Genomic DNA, 17,861 nt, shown 5'->3' on the forward strand with positions numbered 1-17,861 from the left:
CTCACCTCCCGTTCTCCGCGCCGGCACCGCCGGCTGCTCCTCGTCGCCGGCACCGGCCGGCTGGTCGTTCCCACCGGCACCGCCGGTTGCTTCTCGTCGCCGCTCCCCCGCCGGCACCGCCGGCGGACCATCGCCTCCGGATCGCGGGCTGCCGTTCGGCACGGCGCCGTCTGCGGTCGCCGGGCTCAGCCGCGGACGACGGCCAGCACCTCGTCGCGCAGCTGGGCCATCCGCTGCTCGTCGCGCGCCTCCACGTTGAGCCGCAGCAGCGGCTCGGTGTTCGAGGCCCGCAGGTTGAACCAGGACCCGTCGTCGAACTGCGCGGTCAGCCCGTCCAGCTCGTCCAGATCCGCGTCGGCGAACCGCGCCTTGACGGCCGCCACCCGGGCGGCCTGATCGTCCACGGTCGAGTTCACCTCGCCGGACGCCACGTACCGGCTGAACTCGCCGACCAGCTCGGACAGCGGCCGCTCCTGGCCACCGAGCGCGGCCAGCACGTGCATCGCGGCGAGCATCCCGGTGTCGGCGAACCAGAAGTCCTTGAAGTAGTAGTGCGCCGAGTGCTCGCCGCCGAACACCGCGCCGGTCTTCGCCATCTCCGCCTTGATGAACGAGTGCCCGACCCGAGTACGCACCGGCACCCCACCGTGCTCACGCACGATCTCCGGTACCGCGTGCGACACGATCAGGTTGTGGATGATCGTCGCGCCCGGCACCTTCGCCAGCTCCCGGGTCGCCACCAGCGCGGTGATCGCCGACGGCGCGACCGGCTCACCGCGCTCGTCGACCACGAAGCACCGGTCCGCGTCGCCGTCGAACGCCAGCCCGATGTCGGCGCCGACCTCGCGCACCCTGGCCTGCAGGTCGACGATGTTCTTCGGCTCCAGCGGGTTCGCCTCGTGGTTCGGGAACGAGCCGTCCAGCTCGAAGTACATCGGGACGATGTCCAGCGGCAGCGCCGGCAACTTCTCGTCGCCGAGCACCGTCGGCACGCTGTAGCCACCCATCCCGTTCCCGGCGTCCACGACGACCTTCAGCGGCCGGATGCCGGACAGGTCGACCAGCGACCGCAGGTGCTTCGCGTAGTCGGTCAGCAGGTCGCGCTTCGTCACGCTGCCGGTCGTCGCGGCCGGCGCCGGCGGCTCGGCGACGAACTGCTGTGCCAGCTCACGGATCTCCGCCAGCCCGGTCTCCTGGCCGATCGGCCGGGCACCCGCGCGGCACATCTTGATGCCGTTGTACCGCGCCGGGTTGTGGCTGGCGGTGAACATCGCGCCGGGCAGGTCCAGCGCACCGGAGGCGTAGTAGAGCATGTCGGTCGGGCCGAGCCCGGCGTCCACCACGTCGGCTCCCTGGCTCGTCGCGCCCTCCGCGAACGCGGCCACCAGCTGCGGCGACGAGGTACGCATGTCGTGCGCGACCACGATCCGGTCCGCCCCGGTGACCCGGACGAACGCCGCACCCACCGCCCGCGCGACCCGGTCGTCGAGCTGGTCGGGCACCACACCGCGCACGTCGTACGCCTTGACGATCTCGGTCAGGTCCACCGCACGCTCCCGTCCGTCCTCCAGTCGGATGCCCCGAAGGGTACCGACCCGGGCCGGTCGGCCACGACGTGGTGTGCGACGACGACCCCCGAATCCGCCGGGACCACCCTGGTCAGCCGGCGGCCACCGGAATGTGCCGGTACTCGTCGAGCGGGCGCAGCGCGACCCGCTCGGCGCCGAGCGCCGCCGCCATCCGGCGGGCCGCACCGTCGACCGGGGCGCCCTCGGTGGCGGCCAGGTGATCGAACCAGAAGCGGCGCACCGGCTCGGCGTCGACCGCCCGCTCCCCCCGCCGGTACTCCTGCTCGACGTGCAGCGCGACCAGCAGCATCCCGTACGCCCGGTCCTCGTCGGAGCGCAACGCCGGCTGGAAGTACGGCAGGTCCAGCGCGCTCGCCCCGTACCGCTGGTAGAACCGCAGCCGGCCGACCGGGTCACCGTGCGCCAGCGAGGCCCGGTGCCGGTCGGGCCGCTCCACCTCGGCGAGCACCAGGCACGGCCGGTACCGCTCCGACCAGGTGCGGGTCGCTTCCTCCAGCAGTTGACCGCCGACCCCACGACCGCGGCTGCCCGGCCGTGCCGCGAGGTAGCCGAGCAGCACCACCCGGGCCGGCTCGTACCACTCGCCGACCGCCGCACCCCACGGCAGGCCGGTCGCGTCCAGCGCGACGGTCAGCGTGGCCCGGCCCGCCGTGATCGCGTCCCGCAGCCCGGCCAGCGAGACCAGCTCCGCGGGCGGGAACGAGGGCTGCAGGATGTCCGTGTACACCGCGTCGACGAGCGGACCGGTGCGCCGCACCTCGATGACCGTCAGCGGGGCGGGTTGGATGCTCATCGGCGTTCCTCCTGCGTCGGAACACCGACGAGGCACCACGCACCGCACCCCTGATTCGCTCGCTCGCGCACACTCATCGGCGTTCCTCCTGCGTCGGAACACCGACGAGGCACCACGCACCGCACCCCTGATTCGCTCGCTCGCGCTCGCTCATGGGTTCAGCGTGGCACGAACCCGGGCCGTCCGGGCAGCCCCGTCACCCGGACATTTCCGGCCGCCGCCGGCACCGGCCACTCAGGCCGGTGGTGGGATGACCCGCAGATGCCCCCGTCGCCCCACCTCGCGCCCGTCGTCCCGCTCCGGCTCCTCCCGCCGGACCGGCCGGCCCGCCTCGCGCACCGCCTCGGCCAGCGCGACCAGATCGTCCGTGGTGGGTGCCGGTGCCTCGAACTCGCCCTCGTGCCGGACCAGGTCCCAGCCACGCGGCGCGGTCAGCCGCAGCGCGTGCTGCTCGCACAGGTCGTACGAATGGGGCTCGGCGAAGGCCGCGAGCGGGCCGACGACCGCGGTGGAGTCCGCGTAGACGTAGGTCAGCGTCGCGACGGCCGGGTTCGGGCAGCCGGTTCGGGTGCAACGCCGTGGAGACCTCACGACCGATCACGTTAACGCCCGGCGCTGCGTCGTTCGTCCGGTTGGGCCTCGACACGCCGAGCGACAATGCACGCCGGCTCGGGCCACCCGACTCCGCACACCGTCCGACCCCGACCGGCCCGCCGCCGCGCCGGGTCCGGCGCCGAACCACCGGCCCCGCGGGCCGCGGAACGACCGGGCGGCCGGCCGCTCTGCCACCCGGCGGGGTCGGCGCATTACGCTGGCTGCGTGAGTACGCGACCACGAACCAGCCGGCCCGCCGGTCCGCATCGAGACCGGCGCGGGCGCGGCCTGCGCGGGCGGCTGGTGCCGGCATCGCTGCCGCTGTCGCGCACCCGGGCCCAGCTGTTCGACGAGATGGTCCGAGACGCCGTCGAGCTGCTCGATCACCGGTTCACCCAGGAACTGAGCGGCGTCGAGTTCGCCGTCGAGGACGTGCCACCCGCGCTGAACGTCTACGACGCCGACGTGCTCGAGGACGGCGAGGTGCCGATCGCCCGGCTGCTGCCCGGCCGGGCCGGCGGGTCCGGCAGCGTCCCGCCGCGCATCGTGCTGTACCGCCGGCCGCTGGAACTGCGCGCCGTCGACCGGGAGGACCTGGCCGATCTGGTCAAGGACGTGATCGTCGAGCAGGTGGCGAACCTGCTCGGCCTCGACCCCGAAGACGTCGACCCGGACTGACCGCGGGAATCGCGCCCTTCGGATCACGCCCGGATGCTCGGACCACCCGGATACGGCAAGGCCCGGTGTGGCGCCCCCGCCATCACCGGGCCTTTGCAGCTCGCCGGAGTCGGCCTCAACCGACCCGACGCTTCAACTTTCGCCGTTCGCGTTCGGACAATCCGCCCCAGATGCCGAACCGCTCGTCCTTGCCCAATGCGTATTCCAAGCACTCCGCCTGCACCTCGCAGCGCGAGCAGATGCGCTTCGCTTCCCGGGTCGACCCCCCTTTTCCGGGAAGAACGCCTCCGGGTCGGTCTGCGCGCACAAGGCCCGCTCCTGCCACTCCGGTGCGTCCTCCATCAGGTCGGCCACCGTCTCCCGGCCGTCCATCTACGTGCCTCCTAGCTCCGCGCATCGGCCACGATCACCGATGCTCACCCCCCACGCGGAAGGCCCCGTTCAGTTGTTGCTCGCGGACGTCTGCCGCCGGACGCGGCGCCGCGTCCTGCCTCGGCACCGGGCCCACCAATGTCCGCACCCAAAATTACACGCGTGTAATGCGTGCGTCGTCAAGCCGAACCTGATAAATAGGCCCGTTCGGCGTGCGTTTCGTGCGGACCGGCAGGAACGGGGGTAGGAGCGGCAACCAGACTACCCAGCTCCGGTCGTTTCCGGACGAGATTCGCCGACCTCGCGGAGCGGTGCGAACGGTCGGGCCGGAGCACCGGGCTGCGGCCGGCCACGAACGGCCCGCAGCCACACCCGGGCGTCCTCTCGGGCCGGCAACGACCGTGGCCCGGCCGATTTCGGCCGGGCCACGAACGTTCGGTGGCGGGCGGCTCGCGCCGACCCGCCGGGTGTCACTGGTTCTGCTGACGCTGCCGCATCTCCGGCGTGATCAGCTGGGTGCGCTGACCCTCGTCCGGGTTCTCCGGCTCCGCCGGCTCGGCCTGCTGCTGCCAGTTGCCGGCGGCCGGGGTGGTCGGCCACGCGGCCGTCGCCGGGCCCTGCGCGGCCGGCGGCTGCTGGGCCTGCTGGGCCTGCTGGCCCTGCTGCCCGGCCGGCCAGGACGCGCCGCCGGCCTGGTTCGGCCAGCCGTACCCACCCTGCTGCGCCTGCTGCTGGGCCTGGCCCGCACCGGAGGTCGGCGCGGCGGCGCCCGAGGTCGGTGCGCCGGCACCCGAGGTCGGGGCCGCGGCGCCGTACTGCTGCTGGCCGTAACCGGCCTGCTGCCCGTAGCCGGCCTGCTGCCCGTACCCGGCCTGGGCCTGCTGGCCGTACGCCTGCTGGCCGTACTGGGCGGCACCCTGCTGCTGGGCCGCCTGCTGCTGAGCGGCCTGCTGCGCGGCCTGCTGCTGGGCCGCCTGCTGCGCGGCCGGGTCGGCCGCCTGCTGCGCCTGCCCGTACTGGGCGGCCTGGGCCTGCTGCTGCGCGTACTGCTGCTGGGCCTGGCCGTACTGCTGCTGGCCATAGCCCTGCTGCGGATAACCCTGCTGGCCGTAGCCGGCCTGCCCGTACTGGCCGAAGGCGGCCGGCTTGGGCGCCGACAGCCCACGGAACACCAGGAACGTCACCAGGCCGCCGGCGCCGCCCAGGGCGAGCAGCGCGAGGTCGCCCAGCAGGATGCCGGCCGCGTCACCGATGCCCGCGTACGCCCCGGTGTTGGTGAAGTTGTGGTAGGCGCCGGCGATCGTGCCGATCAGGCCGAGCAGCAGCATCACGCCGTACTCGATCAGCGCGATCAGGGTGATGATCTTCGCCTGCGCGAGCATCGGCCGCCAGTGGCTGACCAACAGCACTGCGAGCACCGGCGGCAGCACGGTCGCCCAGTCGAGGAAGCCGGAGACGCCACTGCCGGCTCGGATGCTGAACGAGGCCTGGTCGGTCGGGACCAGCTGGATGATGTTCGCCAGCAGCAGCAGGGCAGCGGCGCCGAGCAGAATGAACGCGGCGATGAGCCGGATGGGTTTCGTGTACTGACTGGCCGTCGGGTCCTTCTCGTCGGCCGCCGTCTGGGTTGTCACAGCTCCCCCTTCGGGTAGCACAGCGCAGTGGTTTCGTGGGCATCCATGTCCCGACGAGACTAACCGCGGCGCGCCCCCCGTGGTATCACGCGGTACCCAGCATGGCCAGCGCGCCGCACGCCGGCGCCACCCGGACGGTAGCGGGATGCTCGCGGACCGGTCGAGCCCGCAGGTCCGGACCGCGCCGAGCCGGCACCCGGGGCATGCGGGAGGATTGTCGGCATGCGCATCGTGGTACTCGCGGGTGGCATCGGTGGCGCCCGGTTCCTGGCGGGGGTGCGCGCCTTCGCCACGGCCGGCGGCCACGAGGTCACCGCGATCGTCAACACCGGCGACGACGTCACCCTGCACGGCGTCCGGATCTGCCCCGACCTGGACAGCGTGATGTACGCGCTGGGTGGCGGCGCCGACCCGGATCGCGGCTGGGGCCGGGCCGGCGAGACCTGGGCCGTGCGGGACGAGCTGGCCGCCTACGGCGCCGAGCCGACCTGGTTCGGCCTCGGTGACCGGGACCTCGCCACCCACCTGATCCGGACCCGGATGCTCGCCGCCGGCTACCCGCTGTCGGCGGTGACCGAGGCGCTGTGCGCCCGCTGGCAGCCCGGCATCCGGCTGCTGCCGGCCACCGACGACCGGATGGAGACGCACGTGGTCGCCACCGTCGAGGGCGAGGCGGCACCGCGGGCACTGCACTTCCAGGAGTGGTGGGTGCGCTACCACGCCGAGCCGCCGGCGCAGCGGTTCGTGTTCGTCGACGCGGAGCAGGCCAAGCCGGCCGCCGGAGTACTGGACGCGCTCGCCGCCGCCGACGTCGTGCTGCTCGCACCGAGCAACCCGGTGGTCAGCATCGGCCCGATTCTCGCCGTACCGGGACTGCGCGACGCCCTGGTCGCCGGCACCGCCCCGGTCGTCGGGATCGCGCCGATCATCGGCGGCGCCCCGGTGCGCGGCATGGCCGACAAGTGCCTGACCGCGATCGGCGTCGAGGTCAGCGCCGCCGGGGTGGGCCGGATGTTCGGCGCGGCCGGCGACGGCGGCCTGCTGTCCGGCTGGCTGGTCGACCCGGTCGACGCCGCCACGACGGTACCGGGGGTGCGGGTGCTGGCCCGCCCGCTGCTGATGACCGACGAGGCGGAGACCGCCGCCATCGTCACCGACGCGATCGGCCTGGCCGATGCCTGAGCGAGCGACACCGGACGCCACCGCCCACCAGCCCGGCGCGACGGCACCGGGACGCGACGAACACGAGACCGGCAGGCCGGCATCGGGCGGCGACGAGCACCGGGCTGGCGTGACCGTGCCGGCGCGGATCGAGGTACTGCCGCTGGTCGGGATCGGGGAGGTCACGCCCGGCGACGACCTGGCGGCGTTGATCGGCAAGCTCGGCGCGGACCTGCGGGACGACGACATCCTGGTGGTCACCAGCAAGATCGTCAGCAAGGCGGAGGGCCGGCTGGTCCCCGCGCCGGCCGACCCGGAGGCCCGGGAAGCCGCCCGGCAGCGGGCGGTCACCGCGGAGACGGTCCGGGTGGTCGCCACCCGCGGCCGGACCCGGATCGTGCAGACCCGGCACGGCCTGGTGCTCGCCGCCGCCGGCGTCGACGCGTCCAACGTGGACACCACGCAGCTGGTACTGCTGCCGGTCGACCCGGACGCCTCGGCCCGCGCGCTGCGGGCCGAGCTCGCCGCCCGGCTCGGCATCCGGGTCGCGGTGGTGATCACCGACACGATGGGCCGCACCTGGCGCAACGGGCAGACCGACGTGGCGATCGGCGCCGCCGGGCTGGCACCGCTGCGGGACCACCGCGGCCAGACCGACCCTTACGGCAACGACCTGTCGGTGACCGCCGCCGCGGTGATCGACGAGCTCGCCGCCGCCGCGGACCTGGTCAAGGGCAAGACGTCCGGCGTGCCGGTCGCGGTGGTACGCGGGCTGGGCCCGGTCGCCGCCGACGACGGCCCCGGCGCCGCCGCGCTGGTACGCCCGTCGGCCGAGGACATGTTCTCGCTGGGCACCGCGGAGGCGCTGGCCGCCGGCCGGCGCGAGGTGCTCGCCGTCCGGCTCGCCGCCGGCGAGCTGTCCGACGACCCCGTCCCGGACGCCCCGGTACGCCGTGCCGTCGCCGTCATGCGCGGCCAGGCCAGCGAACCGGGCCTCTGGCGGTACGTGCGGGTCAGCTCCCCGGCCGCGCGCCGGGCACTGACCGACCTGCTGCCCGGCGAGATCGACACCGACCTGGTGACGCGCGCGCCGGTGCTGCTGGTGGCGTTCCGCACCGAAGCGTTGGGCGCGTTCGACCTGGACGACGAGGATCCGGAGACGATCGCCGCGGTCATGCGGCAGATGGACGGGATCGCCTGCGCCGCCGACGCGCTGGCCGCCGAGGGCCTGGTGCACGTGATGGTCACGCCCGGCCTGATCGACCCGCCGGATCCGGTGGCGCTGGGCGCCGCCCTCGGCGTACCGGCGAGCTGGCAGTTCCTGGGCGCCACCGCCGCCGGGTACCCGGCACGCCCGGTCGTGCCGGCCGACGACGACCCGGGCGACGCCTACCTGGAGCGGTGATGACCGAGCTGTACGACGATGCGGTACGGGTGGTGTCGGGCTGGCGCACGGGCGAGTCGCGGGCGCGCAGCCTGGCGCTGCTGGACGCGGGGCCGGTGGCGCTCACCCGCGGGTACGACCCGGGGCACGTCACGGCCAGCGCGCTGGTCGTCTCGGCCGACCTGAGCCGGGTGCTGCTGTGCCTGCACGGCAAGTTCCACCGCTGGGTACAGCTGGGTGGGCACGTCGAGGCGGACGACCCGTCGATCGCCGCCGCCGCGCTGCGGGAGGCGACCGAGGAGTCCGGCATCGCCGGGCTGCGGCTGCATCCGGAGCCGATCGACCTGGACATCCATCCGGTGCGCTGCGCCGGCCGCGACTCGTACCACCACGACGTGCGCTACGCGGTGCTCGCGCCGCCCGACGCCCGCGAGCGGGTCAGCGCCGAGTCCGACGCGCTCGGCTGGTTCCGCCCGGACGAGCTGCCGACCCCGCTCGCCTCCGCCACCGAGCACCTGATCGCCCCGGCCCTCGCCGCGTTCCGCTGACCCAGTACCCGCCCGCCAGACCCCGGCGGGCGGGTACTGATTGACTCGGACCCATGCGTGCCGACGACGGTGTGGAACTCGTCGTCCGCCGGAGTGGATCCGCCGCGGACGCGACCCTGGTGCAGCTCAGCGGTGGACCCGGCTGCGTCAACTACCTTCCCGACCTCGGCCCGGAGGCACCGGTACGGGCACTGTCGCCGGAGCCGCGCGGCGTCGGGTCGAGTGGTGGCGGGCCGCATGGCATCGCCCGGGCCATGGCCGACCTGGAGGATCTGCGCCGCACGGTGGGCACCGAACGCTGGCTCGTGCTCGGTCACTCCTTCGGCGCGGATCTGGCATTGGCGTATGCCGTCGAGTACCCGGGCTCGGTGGCCGGCGTGCTGGCGGTCTGCGGCACCGGGATCCAGAACGACCGGGACTGGAAGGCGGCCTACGAGGCGGGGCGAGCCGCCGAGCCGGCCGTCGACATCGAGTACGACGAGGCCGTGCATCGCAGCCTGACCAGCAGTTGGCGGCGCTGGATCAAGCGCCCGGACCTGCTGGCGCGGCTGAGCCGCCTGCCGGTACCGGTCCGGTTCGTGCTGGCTGGCGGGGACGTCCGGCCGTCCTGGCCGATCGAGCAACTCGCTGCGCTGACCCCGGATGGATCGCTGCACCGGGTACCGGCGGTGCCGCACGACTTCTGGCACACCCACCCGGGTGTCTGGCGACGGCTGGTGGCCGAGTACCTCGCCGTCACCGCCGCTGGCCGGGGAGCAGGGCGGCCATGCCGGTGAGGATGAGCTGTAGACCCTCGTCGAAGGCGGCGTCGGTGTCCGGGTCGAACATGTCGCCGATGGTCGCGGCGGTGAGCGGGAACCTCGTCGCGTCGATGCTCTGCGCGATGCGTTCCGGGATGTAGGGGTTCTCCGGGTACGCCTCGCCGACCCGCGCCTGCTCCTCGATGGTGAACCCGATCGTGTAGTGCAGCAGCGTCGGGAAGGCCCGGGCCGCCTGCCGGGTGCCGAAGCCGGCCGCGGTCAGGGTGTGCAGGGTCAGCTCGATCACCCCGTGCACCGCCGGGTGGGACACGTCGGTACCGGCGAGCACCCGGGCGCCGTCGCGGTGTCGGAGCAGCTCGCGGCGTAGCCGCCGGACCACGTCGGCGGACCACTGCATCCAGTCGACGCCCTCGGCGGGCGCGCGGACCCCGTCGGCGACGGCGACGAACAGGCGTTCGGCCATCGCGTCGAGCAGTTCCTGCTTGTTGCGGATGTGCCAGTAGAGCGCGGGCGCCTGCACGTCGAGTGCAGCAGCGACCGCGCGCATGGTCAACCCGTCCAGGCCGGCCTCGTCGAGCAGCCGCAGCCCGGCGGCGGCGATCGCCGCCCGGTCGAGGCGTGATCCGTTTCGCACCTTCGGCACGTTGACACCTTAACAGCGTTCAAGCCATCCTTAACAGCGTTAAATTTAACGATGTTAAGGAGCGCGTCATGGCAGACGTGGTGATCGCCGGTGCCGGCCCGACCGGCCTGATGCTCGGCTGCGAGCTCGCCCTCGCCGGCGTCGAGGTGCTGATCCTGGAACGGCGCACCGGCCCCACCGGCGAGTCCCGCGCGGGCGGCCTGCACGCCCGCACGCTGGAGGTGCTCGACCAGCGCGGCATGGTCGAACCGTTCCTCGCCGAGGGACGGCCACTGTCGGCCGGCCACTTCTCCGGGCTGCCGCTGCGCCTGCACGACCTGCCCACTCGATACCCGTACCTGCTGGTGCTGCTGCAGTCGCATGTCGAACGGCTGCTCGCCGAGCAGGCCAGCGCGCTCGGCGTCGCGATCCGGCGCGACGCCGAGGTCACCGACCTGCGGCAGGACACCGACGGCGTCACCGTCACGCTCGCCGACGGCGGCACCGTGCGCGGCCGGTACCTGGTCGGCTGCGACGGAGGCCGCAGCGTGGTGCGGCACCGCGCCGGCATCGGCTATCCCGGCACCGACGCGACGCTGACCTCGCTGCTCGGCGACGTCGAGCTGGCCGACCCGCCCGCAGGGAACGTCTTCCAGCAGCGCACCGCCCGCGGCGACTACAGCGTGCTCGGCTTCGAGGCCGGCTGGTACCGGGTGATGACCACCCGGACCGGCGTGCTTCCGCAGGACGGCCCGGTCACCCTCGACCGGCTGCGAAGCAGCCTGATCGAGATCGCCGGTCGCGACTTCGGGCTGCACTCGCCGCGCTGGCTGTCCCGCTACGGCGACACCGCTCGGCAGGCCGACCGGTACCGGCAGGGCCGGGTGCTGCTCGCCGGCGACGCCGCGCACATCCACTACCCGGCCGGCGGGCAGGGCCTCAACACCGGCGTGCAGGACGCGATCAACCTCGGCTGGAAAATCGCCGCAGTGCTGCGCGGCGATGCCGACGACACGCTGCTCGACACATACCACGACGAGCGGCACCCGGTCGGCGCGCGCGTGCTGGACAACACCCGTGCGCAGGTCGCGCTCGGCGGGTACGACGCGCAGACCGAGGCGCTGCGGTCCACCATGGCCGGCCTGATCGAGCAGCCCGCGGTCAACGACCAGCTGGCCGGCATGGTCACCGCGCTCGATGTGACCTACCCGCTGGGCGGCGGGCACCCGCTGGTCGGCCGGCGGCTGCCCGACATCGATCTGCCCGACGGTCGGCGCGCCTACCAACTGCTGCACCCGGCCCGGCCGGTGTTGCTGGACCTCGGCGCCACACCCGTCGCGGTACCGCGGGATCGGGCTGGCGCCATCGATCACGTGCTCGCCCACGGCACTGCGGCGACGTGGCGGGTGCCGGTGCTCGGCACGGTACCGGCACCCGCCGCGGCGCTGGTCCGCCCGGACGGCCACATCGCCTGGGCCACCGCGGTCGAGGGCGATACCACCGGCCTCGATACCGCCCTGTCGACCTGGGTCCGCCGTGCGCGGGTGCCGGCCGGCTGATAGCGGGTGTCCGCGCCGGCAGGAACCCGGGTCCGGGGATCGAGTCACCGAACGACGAGCGCTAGCCGGCAGGCTCGGGGCACCCGCGAAGAACGGGCTCCAAGACTGAGTGATCTTCTAGATCAGTTCGCGTTCGCCGCGTTCCTTGAGGCGGTCGACGAGCTTCTTGACGTCCTGGGCGCGGTTGCGCGGGCAGACCAGGACGGCGTCGGCGGTGTCGACGACCACCAGGTCGTGCACGCCGAGGGCGGCGACCAGCCGGCCGGAACGCGGCACCACCACCGTGTCGTGCGCGTCGATGGCGAGCACCTCACCGCCCCGCTCCTCGCCCCGGACCACCACGTTGCCGTCGTCGTCCATCGGCAGTACCACGCCGAGGGTGTGGAAGTCGCCGACGTCGGTCCAGCCGAAACTGCCCGGCACGGTGGCGACCCGGCCGGCCCGGGCCGCGCCCTCCATCACCGCATAGTCGACCGAGATCTTCGGCAGCGTCGGCCAGATCTCGCCGATGGTCTCCTCCCGCTGCGGCGAGTCCCAGCTGGCGACCACCCGGCTCAGCCCGTCGTGCAGCTCGGGCTGCTGGCGGGCCAGCTCGTCCAGGAACGCGCGCACCGACCAGACGAACATGCCGGCGTTCCACAGGTACTTCCCGGACTCGACGTACTCGACGGCGACCTCGTGCGACGGCTTCTCCTTGAACTCGCCGACCAGCCGCCCCGGCCCGGCACCGAGCGTCTCGGCGCAGCGCAGGTAGCCGTAACCGGTCTCGGGATGCGTCGGGGTGATGCCGATCGTGGTCAGGTAGCCGGCGCGGGCGGTGTCGATCGCGTCCCGCACCGAGGAGCGGAACCGTTCGGTGAAGCGGACCAGGTGGTCGGCGGCGAACGAGCCCATCACCGCGGTCGGGTCCCGGCGGGCGATCACCATCGCGGCCAGCCCGATCGCCGCGCAGGACTCCCGCGGCGACGGCTCGACCAGGATGTTGTCCGCCGGCAGCGCCGGCAGCTGCCGCGACACCCCGGCCGCGTGCGCCACCCCGGTCACCACGTAGGTGCGTTCGGCGGGGGCGAACGGCGCCAGCCGGTCGATGGTCGCCTGCAGCAGGGTGCGGTCCGAACCGGTCAGGTGGTGCAGGAACTTGGGTCGGCCGGCGCGCGACAACGGCCACAGCCTGGTGCCGCTGCCGCCCGCCGGTACCACCGCGTAGAAGCCGCCCTCGTCGGTCATCCCGGCAGACTAACCGGCCGAACTGAAAGCCACCTGGACGACACCAGGGAGTGATCGGACCCGCGACCCGGCAGCGGCCGTCAGGCGGTGACCAGAGCGGCGGCCCTGGTCCAGGCCGCGATGTGCACCTCGGCGCTCTGCTCCCAGGTGAACTCCCGGGACCGCTCGTAGCCCCGGCGGCCCAGGTCGGCGCGTCGCTCGACGTCGTCCAGCAGCGCGGCCAGGTCGTGCCCGATCTCCTCGGCGGACTCGCCGGTGTAGGCGACCGCGTCGCCGCCGACCTCGGGCAGCGACAGGCGCGGCGTGGTCAGCACGGCGGCGCCGCAGGCCATCGCCTCCAGCACCGGCAGCCCGAACCCCTCGCCGTGGCTGGGGTAGGCCGCGACCTGCGCGCCACCCAGGTAACCGGGCAGGTCGGCGTAGCGCAGGTAGCCGGGCCGCAGCAGCCGCAGGTGCGGCGGCACCTCGGCCACCGCCTTGTCGATCTCCTCGTCGTGCCCGTTGCCGCCGGCGAGCACCAGCGCCGGCGGGTTCTCCCGCGCCGACACCGCACGCACCCAGCCGCGGATCAGCTCCGGCACGTTCTTGCGCGGCTCCTTGGCACCGAGAAACGCCACGTACGGCGTGTCGGCGAGGCCGAGGCGGGCCGCCACCCGGGCCTGCTCGTCCGCCGACGGCGGGTGGAACGCGTCCGGGTCGACCCCGTGGTACGCCACGTCCAGCCGGGTCGGATCGGCGTCCAGCAACCGGATCAGCTCGTCGCGGGTCGCCTTGCTCGGCACGATCACCCGCGCCGCACGGCGCAGCGAGGTCTTGATGGCGGACCGGAAGAAGGTGCCGCGTGCCTTCTCGTAGTGGTCGGGCTCGGTGAAGAACGTCGCGTCGTGCACGGTCACCGTCACCGGGCAGGCGGCGCGCAGCGGGCAGGTGTAGAACGGCGAGTGGATCACGTGCGCGCCCTGCTGCTGCGCGAGCAGCGGCAGCCCGGTCTGCTCCCAGGCCAGCCGGGCCGGGCGGTGCGACACGGCGGCCGGGCCGACGACCACGTCGGCGTGCGGCAACAGCCGCGAGTATCGCTCCGCGTCGGTGCGCTGGCACACCACCGTCAAACCGTGCTGGACCCGGGACAACGCCTGCAGCAGTCCGTCCACGTAGCGCCCGACGCCACCTCGGTCGGCCGGCACGCTCGTCGCGTCGAACAGCACCCGGGGCAGTTCGCCTCCGGTCATCCCGACCACTCCCCAGCCGCTGCGCGCTCCGCCGATGCGAAGTCACCTTCTCGTACCCGACACCCGCCGCACGGTGGGCCGCGCCGCGTCGGGTGCCAGCCTGCAAGCCTACGCCGGAAGCGTCGCGAACGACGGGCGCCACGACGACCGACACGTCCCGGTACCGACCCGTTCACCTTAGAGGTTGGTACCGCGGCACGCCGGCTGGCCGGCATCGCCCCCGGGCCGGGACACGTTCGCCGGCAGGCCCGGATACCGCCCGGATCGGCGTCACCGCGGCTCGGCGGCCGGGTCACGGCACGCCCGGGGTGGGCACGCCAGCGACCGACGATATCGTGTGGCCGTGTCGAGCGATCCGTCCACCGTGCCCGCGGCGCTGGCCGCCGCGCTGCGTGCGAACCAGAACGCGCCGCTGATCACGTACTACGACGAGCGGCTCGGCGAGCGGACCGAGCTGTCCGCGGTGACGCTGGACAACTGGGTGTCGAAGACGGCGAACCTGCTGGTCGACGGTGCCGCGCTGGGCCCGGACGACAGCGTCGCGGTGCTGCTGCCGGCGCACTGGCAGACCGCCGCGGTGCTGCTCGGCTGCCTGACCGCCGGGGTACCAGTGCGCGTCGCCGACGCCGCCGCCGGGCCGGTGCCGGTGGACATCGCGTTCGCCACGCCCGATCGCGCCGAGCAGGCGCGGGCCGCCCGGCCGGCCGAGACCTACCTGCTCGGGCTGGCGCCGATGGCGATGCCGTTGGGTACCGTCCCGGCCGGCGCGCTGGACTACGTGGTGGCGGTGCGCGCGTTCGGCGACCGGTACTCCGCGGCGCCGGCGGATCCGAGCGGGATCGCCTGGTACGAGCCGGAACCGGTGAGCCAGACGGCGCTGGCCGACCGGGCCCGGCGGCATGCCGGCGAGTCCCGCCTGCTGCCCGGCGGGCGGCTGCTGATCCCGGTCGACGCGGAGCCGGATCCGGTGGCCTGGCTGTTCGCGCCGCTGATGCTGGGCGCCTCGGTGGTGCTGGTGCGCAACGCCGGCGCGGAACGGTTGGACGCGATCGCGGCCGCCGAGCGGGTCACCACCCGTACCTGACCGTCCATAGTGGACGACCTTCAGTAGCCGACGCCGACGGTGTGCCGGATCGTCGTGTCGTCGGCCAGCACGGCGAGGATCGCCGCCGCCACGTCGGTACGGGCGATGGTGATGCCGATGTTGCGGTCCAGGGCGGTGCGGTAGCGGCGGTGCGGACCGTCGGTCAGCCGCGGCGGCCGCATGATCGTCCAGTCCGTCCCGCTGGCCCGGACCTGGTCGTCGGACCGCCGGGTGTCGGTGAAGCCCTCCCGCAGCAGCCGGCCGAGCAGCGGCTTGACCACCAACCGGTTGAGCAGGTTGTCCCCGGCGTCGACGTAGGCGCCGTTGGCGCTGACCACGACCAGCCGGCGTACCCCGGTGGCAGCCATCGCGGCCAGCTCGGCGCGGGTGCCGTCGGAGCACACCGTGGTCGGGCCGCGGCCGTGCGGTCCGAGCGCGGAGACCACGGCGTCGGCACCGTCCACCGCCGGGGTGATGCTCTCCGGGTCGAGCACGGCGGCGGTGTGCACCCGCAGCGCCGGGGTGGCGGCCACGTCGAGCCGGGCCGGGTCCCGGACCACGGCGACGACCTTGTGTCCCGCGTCGAGCGCCTGCCGTACGACGTGGGTACCGATGCGGCCGGTTGCCCCGAAGACGGTGATCTGCATGAGCTCGCCCTTCTGGTTAGTGAGCACTCACCCACCTAGTATGGTGAGTAACCACTAACCCGTCAAGGAGGCAGCGTGCCGAGCAGCCCCGACCGCACCGTTGCGAGTACCCCCGGCGGCACCGTGCCGAGCACGCCCGGCGGCACCGTGCCGAGCACGCCCGGCGGCACCGTGCCGAGCACGCCCGGCGGCACCGTGCCGAGCACGCCCAGCAGCACCGTGCCGAGCACGCCCAGCAGCACCGTGCCGAGCACGCCTGCGGGTGGCAGCGGAGGGCGACGCGGCGGTACCCGGGACCGGATCCTCGACGCCGCCGCCGAGGTGATGCACCGCGACGGGCTCGCTCGTGCCACCACCAAGCAGATCGCCAGGGCGGCCGGCTACTCCGAGGCCACGCTGTACAAGCATTTCGAGGACAAGACCGAGCTGTTCCTCGCGGTCCTGCACGAACGGCTGCCCTCGCTCGCCGGGCTGCTCGCCGCCGAACCGGACGGTTCGCTGCGCGACAACCTGGTCGCCATCGCCGCCCGAACACTCGCCTTCTACCACGACAGTTACCCGATCGGCGCCTCGCTGTTCTCCGAGCCGAGGCTGCTCGCCGCGCACCGCGCCGAGCTGGAGCGCCGCGGCGCCGGGCCGCACAAACCGGTCGACGGCCTCACCGGCTACCTGCGCGACCAGCAGCGCGCCGGCCGGATACGGGCCGATGCCGACTGCGCCGCGGCGGCCCGGCTGCTGATCGGCGGCTGCCTGCAGCACGCGTTCCTGGACACCTTCGCGCAGCGCGAGTACGACCCGGCGCAGGCGCAGCAGCGGGCCGCGGCGCTGGTCGACACGCTGCTCGCCGGCCTGCGCTGAGCTGGCACTCGTCCGTTCGCCCGATGCCGGGCCCGATCCTCGGCCAGCTCCGGATCGGATTTTCGCGTTCCGGGCGGCGCAGCGTCGCGTTGCTGCGAACCTCGGCAGAGGGTCCCGCCGCGTCCGGCCCAGGCCGGCCGAGACGGCGTCGCGCCGGCCGAGACGGCGTCGCGGCGGGCCCTTCGGGGAGAGCCCGGACCCGGGTGGGCTCGCAGCAACGGGAGGCGCAATGGGTTACGTGACGGTATCGGACGGCACCGAGATCTACTACAAGGACTGGGGCAGCGGACAACCGGTCGTGTTCAGCCACGGCTGGCCACTCAACGCCGACGCCTGGGAAGACCAGCTGCTGTGCGTGGCGGAGAACGGCTACCGCGGCATCGCGCACGACCGGCGCGGCCACGGCCGCTCGTCGAAGGTGTGGCACGGGTACGACTACGACACGTTCGCCGACGACCTCGCCGCGCTGATCGAGAAGCTCGACCTGCACGACGTCGTCCTGGTCGCGCACTCGATGGGCGGCGGCGAGATCGCCCGCTACGTGGGCCGGCACGGCACCGCGCGACTGAGCAAGATGGTGATGGTCGGCGCGGTACCGCCGCTGATGCTCAAAACCGACAACAACCCGGACGGCCTGCCGATGGACGTGTTCGACGGCATCCGGGACGGCATCCGCACCGGGCGGTCGCAGTTCTGGCGCGACCTCACCGAGCCGTTCTTCGGGGCGAACCGGCCCGGCAACAAGGTCACCCAGGGCAACAAGGACGACTTCTGGCGGATGGCCATGCAGCAGACGATCAAGGGCGCGATCGACTGCGTGGCGCAGTTCTCCGAGACCGACTTCACGCCCGACCTGCGCAAGATCGACGTACCGACGCTGCTGGTGCACGGCGACGACGACCAGATCGTGCCCATCGGCCCGGCCTCGCAGAAGGCGGCGACGATCATCCCGAACGCCACCCTCAAGGTCTATCCCGGCGCCTCGCACGGCCTGGCCGCCGTGGCCGGCACCCGGGAGCAGTTCAACACCGACCTGCTGGAGTTCCTCCGGAGCTGACCACGGCCCCGGTGCGGCAGGGGCGCCGCCGCACCGGGCCGGCCCGGTGCGGCGGGGACGGCCC

General features: G+C 73.6%; 18 protein-coding genes and 1 pseudogene. 9 read left to right on the forward strand and 10 right to left on the reverse strand.

All coding sequences use genetic code 11. The features are described from left to right. Positions 1–185: 185 nt before the first annotated feature. The 3 genes from Athai_RS24365 to Athai_RS24375 form a co-directional block, all read right to left on the reverse strand. The gene (locus tag Athai_RS24365; RefSeq protein WP_203963653.1) at positions 186–1,547 is read right to left on the reverse strand and encodes a phosphomannomutase/phosphoglucomutase; all 1,362 of its coding nucleotides are present in this window, start codon (positions 1,545–1,547) and stop codon (positions 186–188) included. 112 nt (positions 1,548–1,659) lie between these two features. Then, positions 1,660–2,382: an N-acetyltransferase gene (locus tag Athai_RS24370; RefSeq protein WP_203963654.1), complete on the reverse strand. Its 723-nt coding sequence runs from the start codon at positions 2,380–2,382 to the stop codon at positions 1,660–1,662. 234 nt (positions 2,383–2,616) lie between these two features. Next, positions 2,617–2,973 (reverse strand): DUF3499 domain-containing protein, encoded by a 357-nt coding sequence (locus Athai_RS24375; RefSeq protein ID WP_203963655.1) that lies wholly within the window; start codon positions 2,971–2,973, stop codon positions 2,617–2,619. A 306-nt stretch (positions 2,974–3,279) separates the two neighbouring features. Here Athai_RS24375 and Athai_RS34395 point away from each other — a divergent pair, with 306 nt between their 5' ends. Beyond that, entirely contained in the window at positions 3,280–3,654 is a 375-nt protein-coding gene (locus Athai_RS34395) for a metallopeptidase family protein (protein WP_225918244.1), read from the forward strand. 145 nt (positions 3,655–3,799) lie between these two features. Here Athai_RS34395 and Athai_RS24385 read toward each other — a convergent pair. Both Athai_RS24385 and Athai_RS24390 read right to left on the reverse strand, forming a co-directional pair. Beyond that, positions 3,800–4,026, reverse strand: a pseudogene (locus Athai_RS24385) (WhiB family transcriptional regulator); the annotation flags it as partial. Between the two features lie 470 nt (positions 4,027–4,496). Continuing rightward, entirely contained in the window at positions 4,497–5,660 is a 1,164-nt protein-coding gene (locus Athai_RS24390; RefSeq protein ID WP_203963657.1) for a hypothetical protein, read from the reverse strand. 222 nt (positions 5,661–5,882) lie between these two features. On the opposite strand from Athai_RS24390, the gene cofD reads away from it, so the two are divergent. The 4 genes from cofD to Athai_RS24410 are packed head-to-tail and all read left to right on the forward strand — an operon-like array spanning position 5,883 to position 9,529. Continuing rightward, a complete protein-coding gene (gene cofD, locus Athai_RS24395) occupies positions 5,883–6,842 on the forward strand; it encodes a 2-phospho-L-lactate transferase (protein ID WP_203963658.1) in 960 nt (319 codons plus the stop codon). Then, positions 6,835–8,226, forward strand: a complete 1,392-nt coding sequence (locus Athai_RS24400) for a coenzyme F420-0:L-glutamate ligase (protein WP_203963659.1) — start codon at positions 6,835–6,837, stop codon at positions 8,224–8,226. Before cofD ends, Athai_RS24400 begins: the two co-directional genes overlap by 8 nt. Then, a complete protein-coding gene (locus tag Athai_RS24405; protein WP_203963660.1) occupies positions 8,226–8,753 on the forward strand; it encodes an NUDIX hydrolase in 528 nt (175 codons plus the stop codon). Before Athai_RS24400 ends, Athai_RS24405 begins: the two co-directional genes overlap by 1 nt. Positions 8,754–8,806: 53 nt before the next feature. Next, the gene (locus tag Athai_RS24410) at positions 8,807–9,529 is read left to right on the forward strand and encodes an alpha/beta fold hydrolase (protein WP_203963661.1); all 723 of its coding nucleotides are present in this window, start codon (positions 8,807–8,809) and stop codon (positions 9,527–9,529) included. On the opposite strand, the gene Athai_RS24415 is transcribed toward Athai_RS24410, so the two are convergent. Next, the gene (locus tag Athai_RS24415) at positions 9,489–10,157 is read right to left on the reverse strand and encodes a TetR/AcrR family transcriptional regulator C-terminal domain-containing protein (RefSeq protein WP_239157138.1); all 669 of its coding nucleotides are present in this window, start codon (positions 10,155–10,157) and stop codon (positions 9,489–9,491) included. The two genes, Athai_RS24410 and Athai_RS24415, sit on opposite strands and share 41 nt — an antisense overlap. Before the next feature lie 26 nt (positions 10,158–10,183). On the opposite strand from Athai_RS24415, the gene Athai_RS24420 reads away from it, so the two are divergent. Continuing rightward, positions 10,184–11,695 (forward strand): FAD-dependent monooxygenase, encoded by a 1,512-nt coding sequence (locus tag Athai_RS24420; protein ID WP_275422670.1) that lies wholly within the window; start codon positions 10,184–10,186, stop codon positions 11,693–11,695. A gap of 117 nt (positions 11,696–11,812) precedes the next feature. Here Athai_RS24420 and Athai_RS24425 read toward each other — a convergent pair whose 3' ends face one another. Both Athai_RS24425 and Athai_RS24430 read right to left on the reverse strand, forming a co-directional pair. Then, entirely contained in the window at positions 11,813–12,922 is a 1,110-nt protein-coding gene (locus Athai_RS24425) for a mannose-1-phosphate guanylyltransferase (protein WP_203963663.1), read from the reverse strand. A gap of 80 nt (positions 12,923–13,002) precedes the next feature. Further along, the gene (locus tag Athai_RS24430; protein WP_203963664.1) at positions 13,003–14,151 is read right to left on the reverse strand and encodes a glycosyltransferase family 4 protein; all 1,149 of its coding nucleotides are present in this window, start codon (positions 14,149–14,151) and stop codon (positions 13,003–13,005) included. Between the two features lie 343 nt (positions 14,152–14,494). On the opposite strand from Athai_RS24430, the gene Athai_RS24435 reads away from it, so the two are divergent. After that, a complete protein-coding gene (locus Athai_RS24435; protein ID WP_420829799.1) occupies positions 14,495–15,235 on the forward strand; it encodes a TIGR03089 family protein in 741 nt (246 codons plus the stop codon). Positions 15,236–15,255: 20 nt separating this feature from the next. On the opposite strand, the gene Athai_RS24440 is transcribed toward Athai_RS24435, so the two are convergent. Both Athai_RS24440 and Athai_RS24445 read right to left on the reverse strand, forming a co-directional pair. Continuing rightward, on the reverse strand, positions 15,256–15,909 hold the full coding sequence (locus Athai_RS24440) for an NAD(P)-dependent oxidoreductase (RefSeq protein ID WP_239157139.1): 654 nt from the start codon (positions 15,907–15,909) through the stop codon (positions 15,256–15,258). A gap of 35 nt (positions 15,910–15,944) precedes the next feature. Then, positions 15,945–16,136 carry a hypothetical protein gene (locus tag Athai_RS24445; protein WP_203963665.1) on the reverse strand — a complete coding sequence of 64 codons (192 nt, stop codon included), beginning with the start codon at positions 16,134–16,136 and terminating at the stop codon, positions 15,945–15,947. Between Athai_RS24445 and Athai_RS24450 the strand changes: the two genes are divergently transcribed. Together Athai_RS24450 and Athai_RS24455 are read left to right on the forward strand one after the other, a co-directional pair. Further along, positions 16,126–16,740, forward strand: coding sequence for a TetR/AcrR family transcriptional regulator (locus Athai_RS24450; RefSeq protein WP_239157140.1), 615 nt, complete (start codon positions 16,126–16,128; stop codon positions 16,738–16,740). The two genes, Athai_RS24445 and Athai_RS24450, sit on opposite strands and share 11 nt — an antisense overlap. 229 nt (positions 16,741–16,969) lie before the next feature. Beyond that, positions 16,970–17,797 (forward strand): alpha/beta fold hydrolase, encoded by an 828-nt coding sequence (locus Athai_RS24455; RefSeq protein ID WP_203963666.1) that lies wholly within the window; start codon positions 16,970–16,972, stop codon positions 17,795–17,797. The last annotated feature ends 64 nt before the right edge of the window (positions 17,798–17,861 follow it).

Source organism: Actinocatenispora thailandica, from assembly GCF_016865425.1.
GTDB classification, from domain to species: Bacteria; Actinomycetota; Actinomycetes; order Mycobacteriales; family Micromonosporaceae; genus Actinocatenispora; species Actinocatenispora thailandica.

Bases quoted from the DNA above. Each gene is read 5' to 3' on its own strand.
- Athai_RS24370 (WP_203963654.1), bottom strand. From the start codon at position 2,382: ATGAGCATCCAACCCGCCCCGCTGACGGTCATCGAGGTGCGGCGCACC.
- cofD (WP_203963658.1), top strand. From the start codon at position 5,883: ATGCGCATCGTGGTACTCGCGGGTGGCATCGGTGGCGCCCGGTTCCTG.
- Athai_RS24400 (WP_203963659.1), top strand. From the start codon at position 6,835: ATGCCTGAGCGAGCGACACCGGACGCCACCGCCCACCAGCCCGGCGCG.
- Athai_RS24405 (WP_203963660.1), top strand. From the start codon at position 8,226: ATGACCGAGCTGTACGACGATGCGGTACGGGTGGTGTCGGGCTGGCGC.
- Athai_RS24410 (WP_203963661.1), top strand. From the start codon at position 8,807: ATGCGTGCCGACGACGGTGTGGAACTCGTCGTCCGCCGGAGTGGATCC.
- Athai_RS24425 (WP_203963663.1), bottom strand. From the start codon at position 12,922: ATGACCGACGAGGGCGGCTTCTACGCGGTGGTACCGGCGGGCGGCAGC.
- Athai_RS24430 (WP_203963664.1), bottom strand. From the start codon at position 14,151: ATGACCGGAGGCGAACTGCCCCGGGTGCTGTTCGACGCGACGAGCGTG.
- Athai_RS24455 (WP_203963666.1), top strand. From the start codon at position 16,970: ATGGGTTACGTGACGGTATCGGACGGCACCGAGATCTACTACAAGGAC.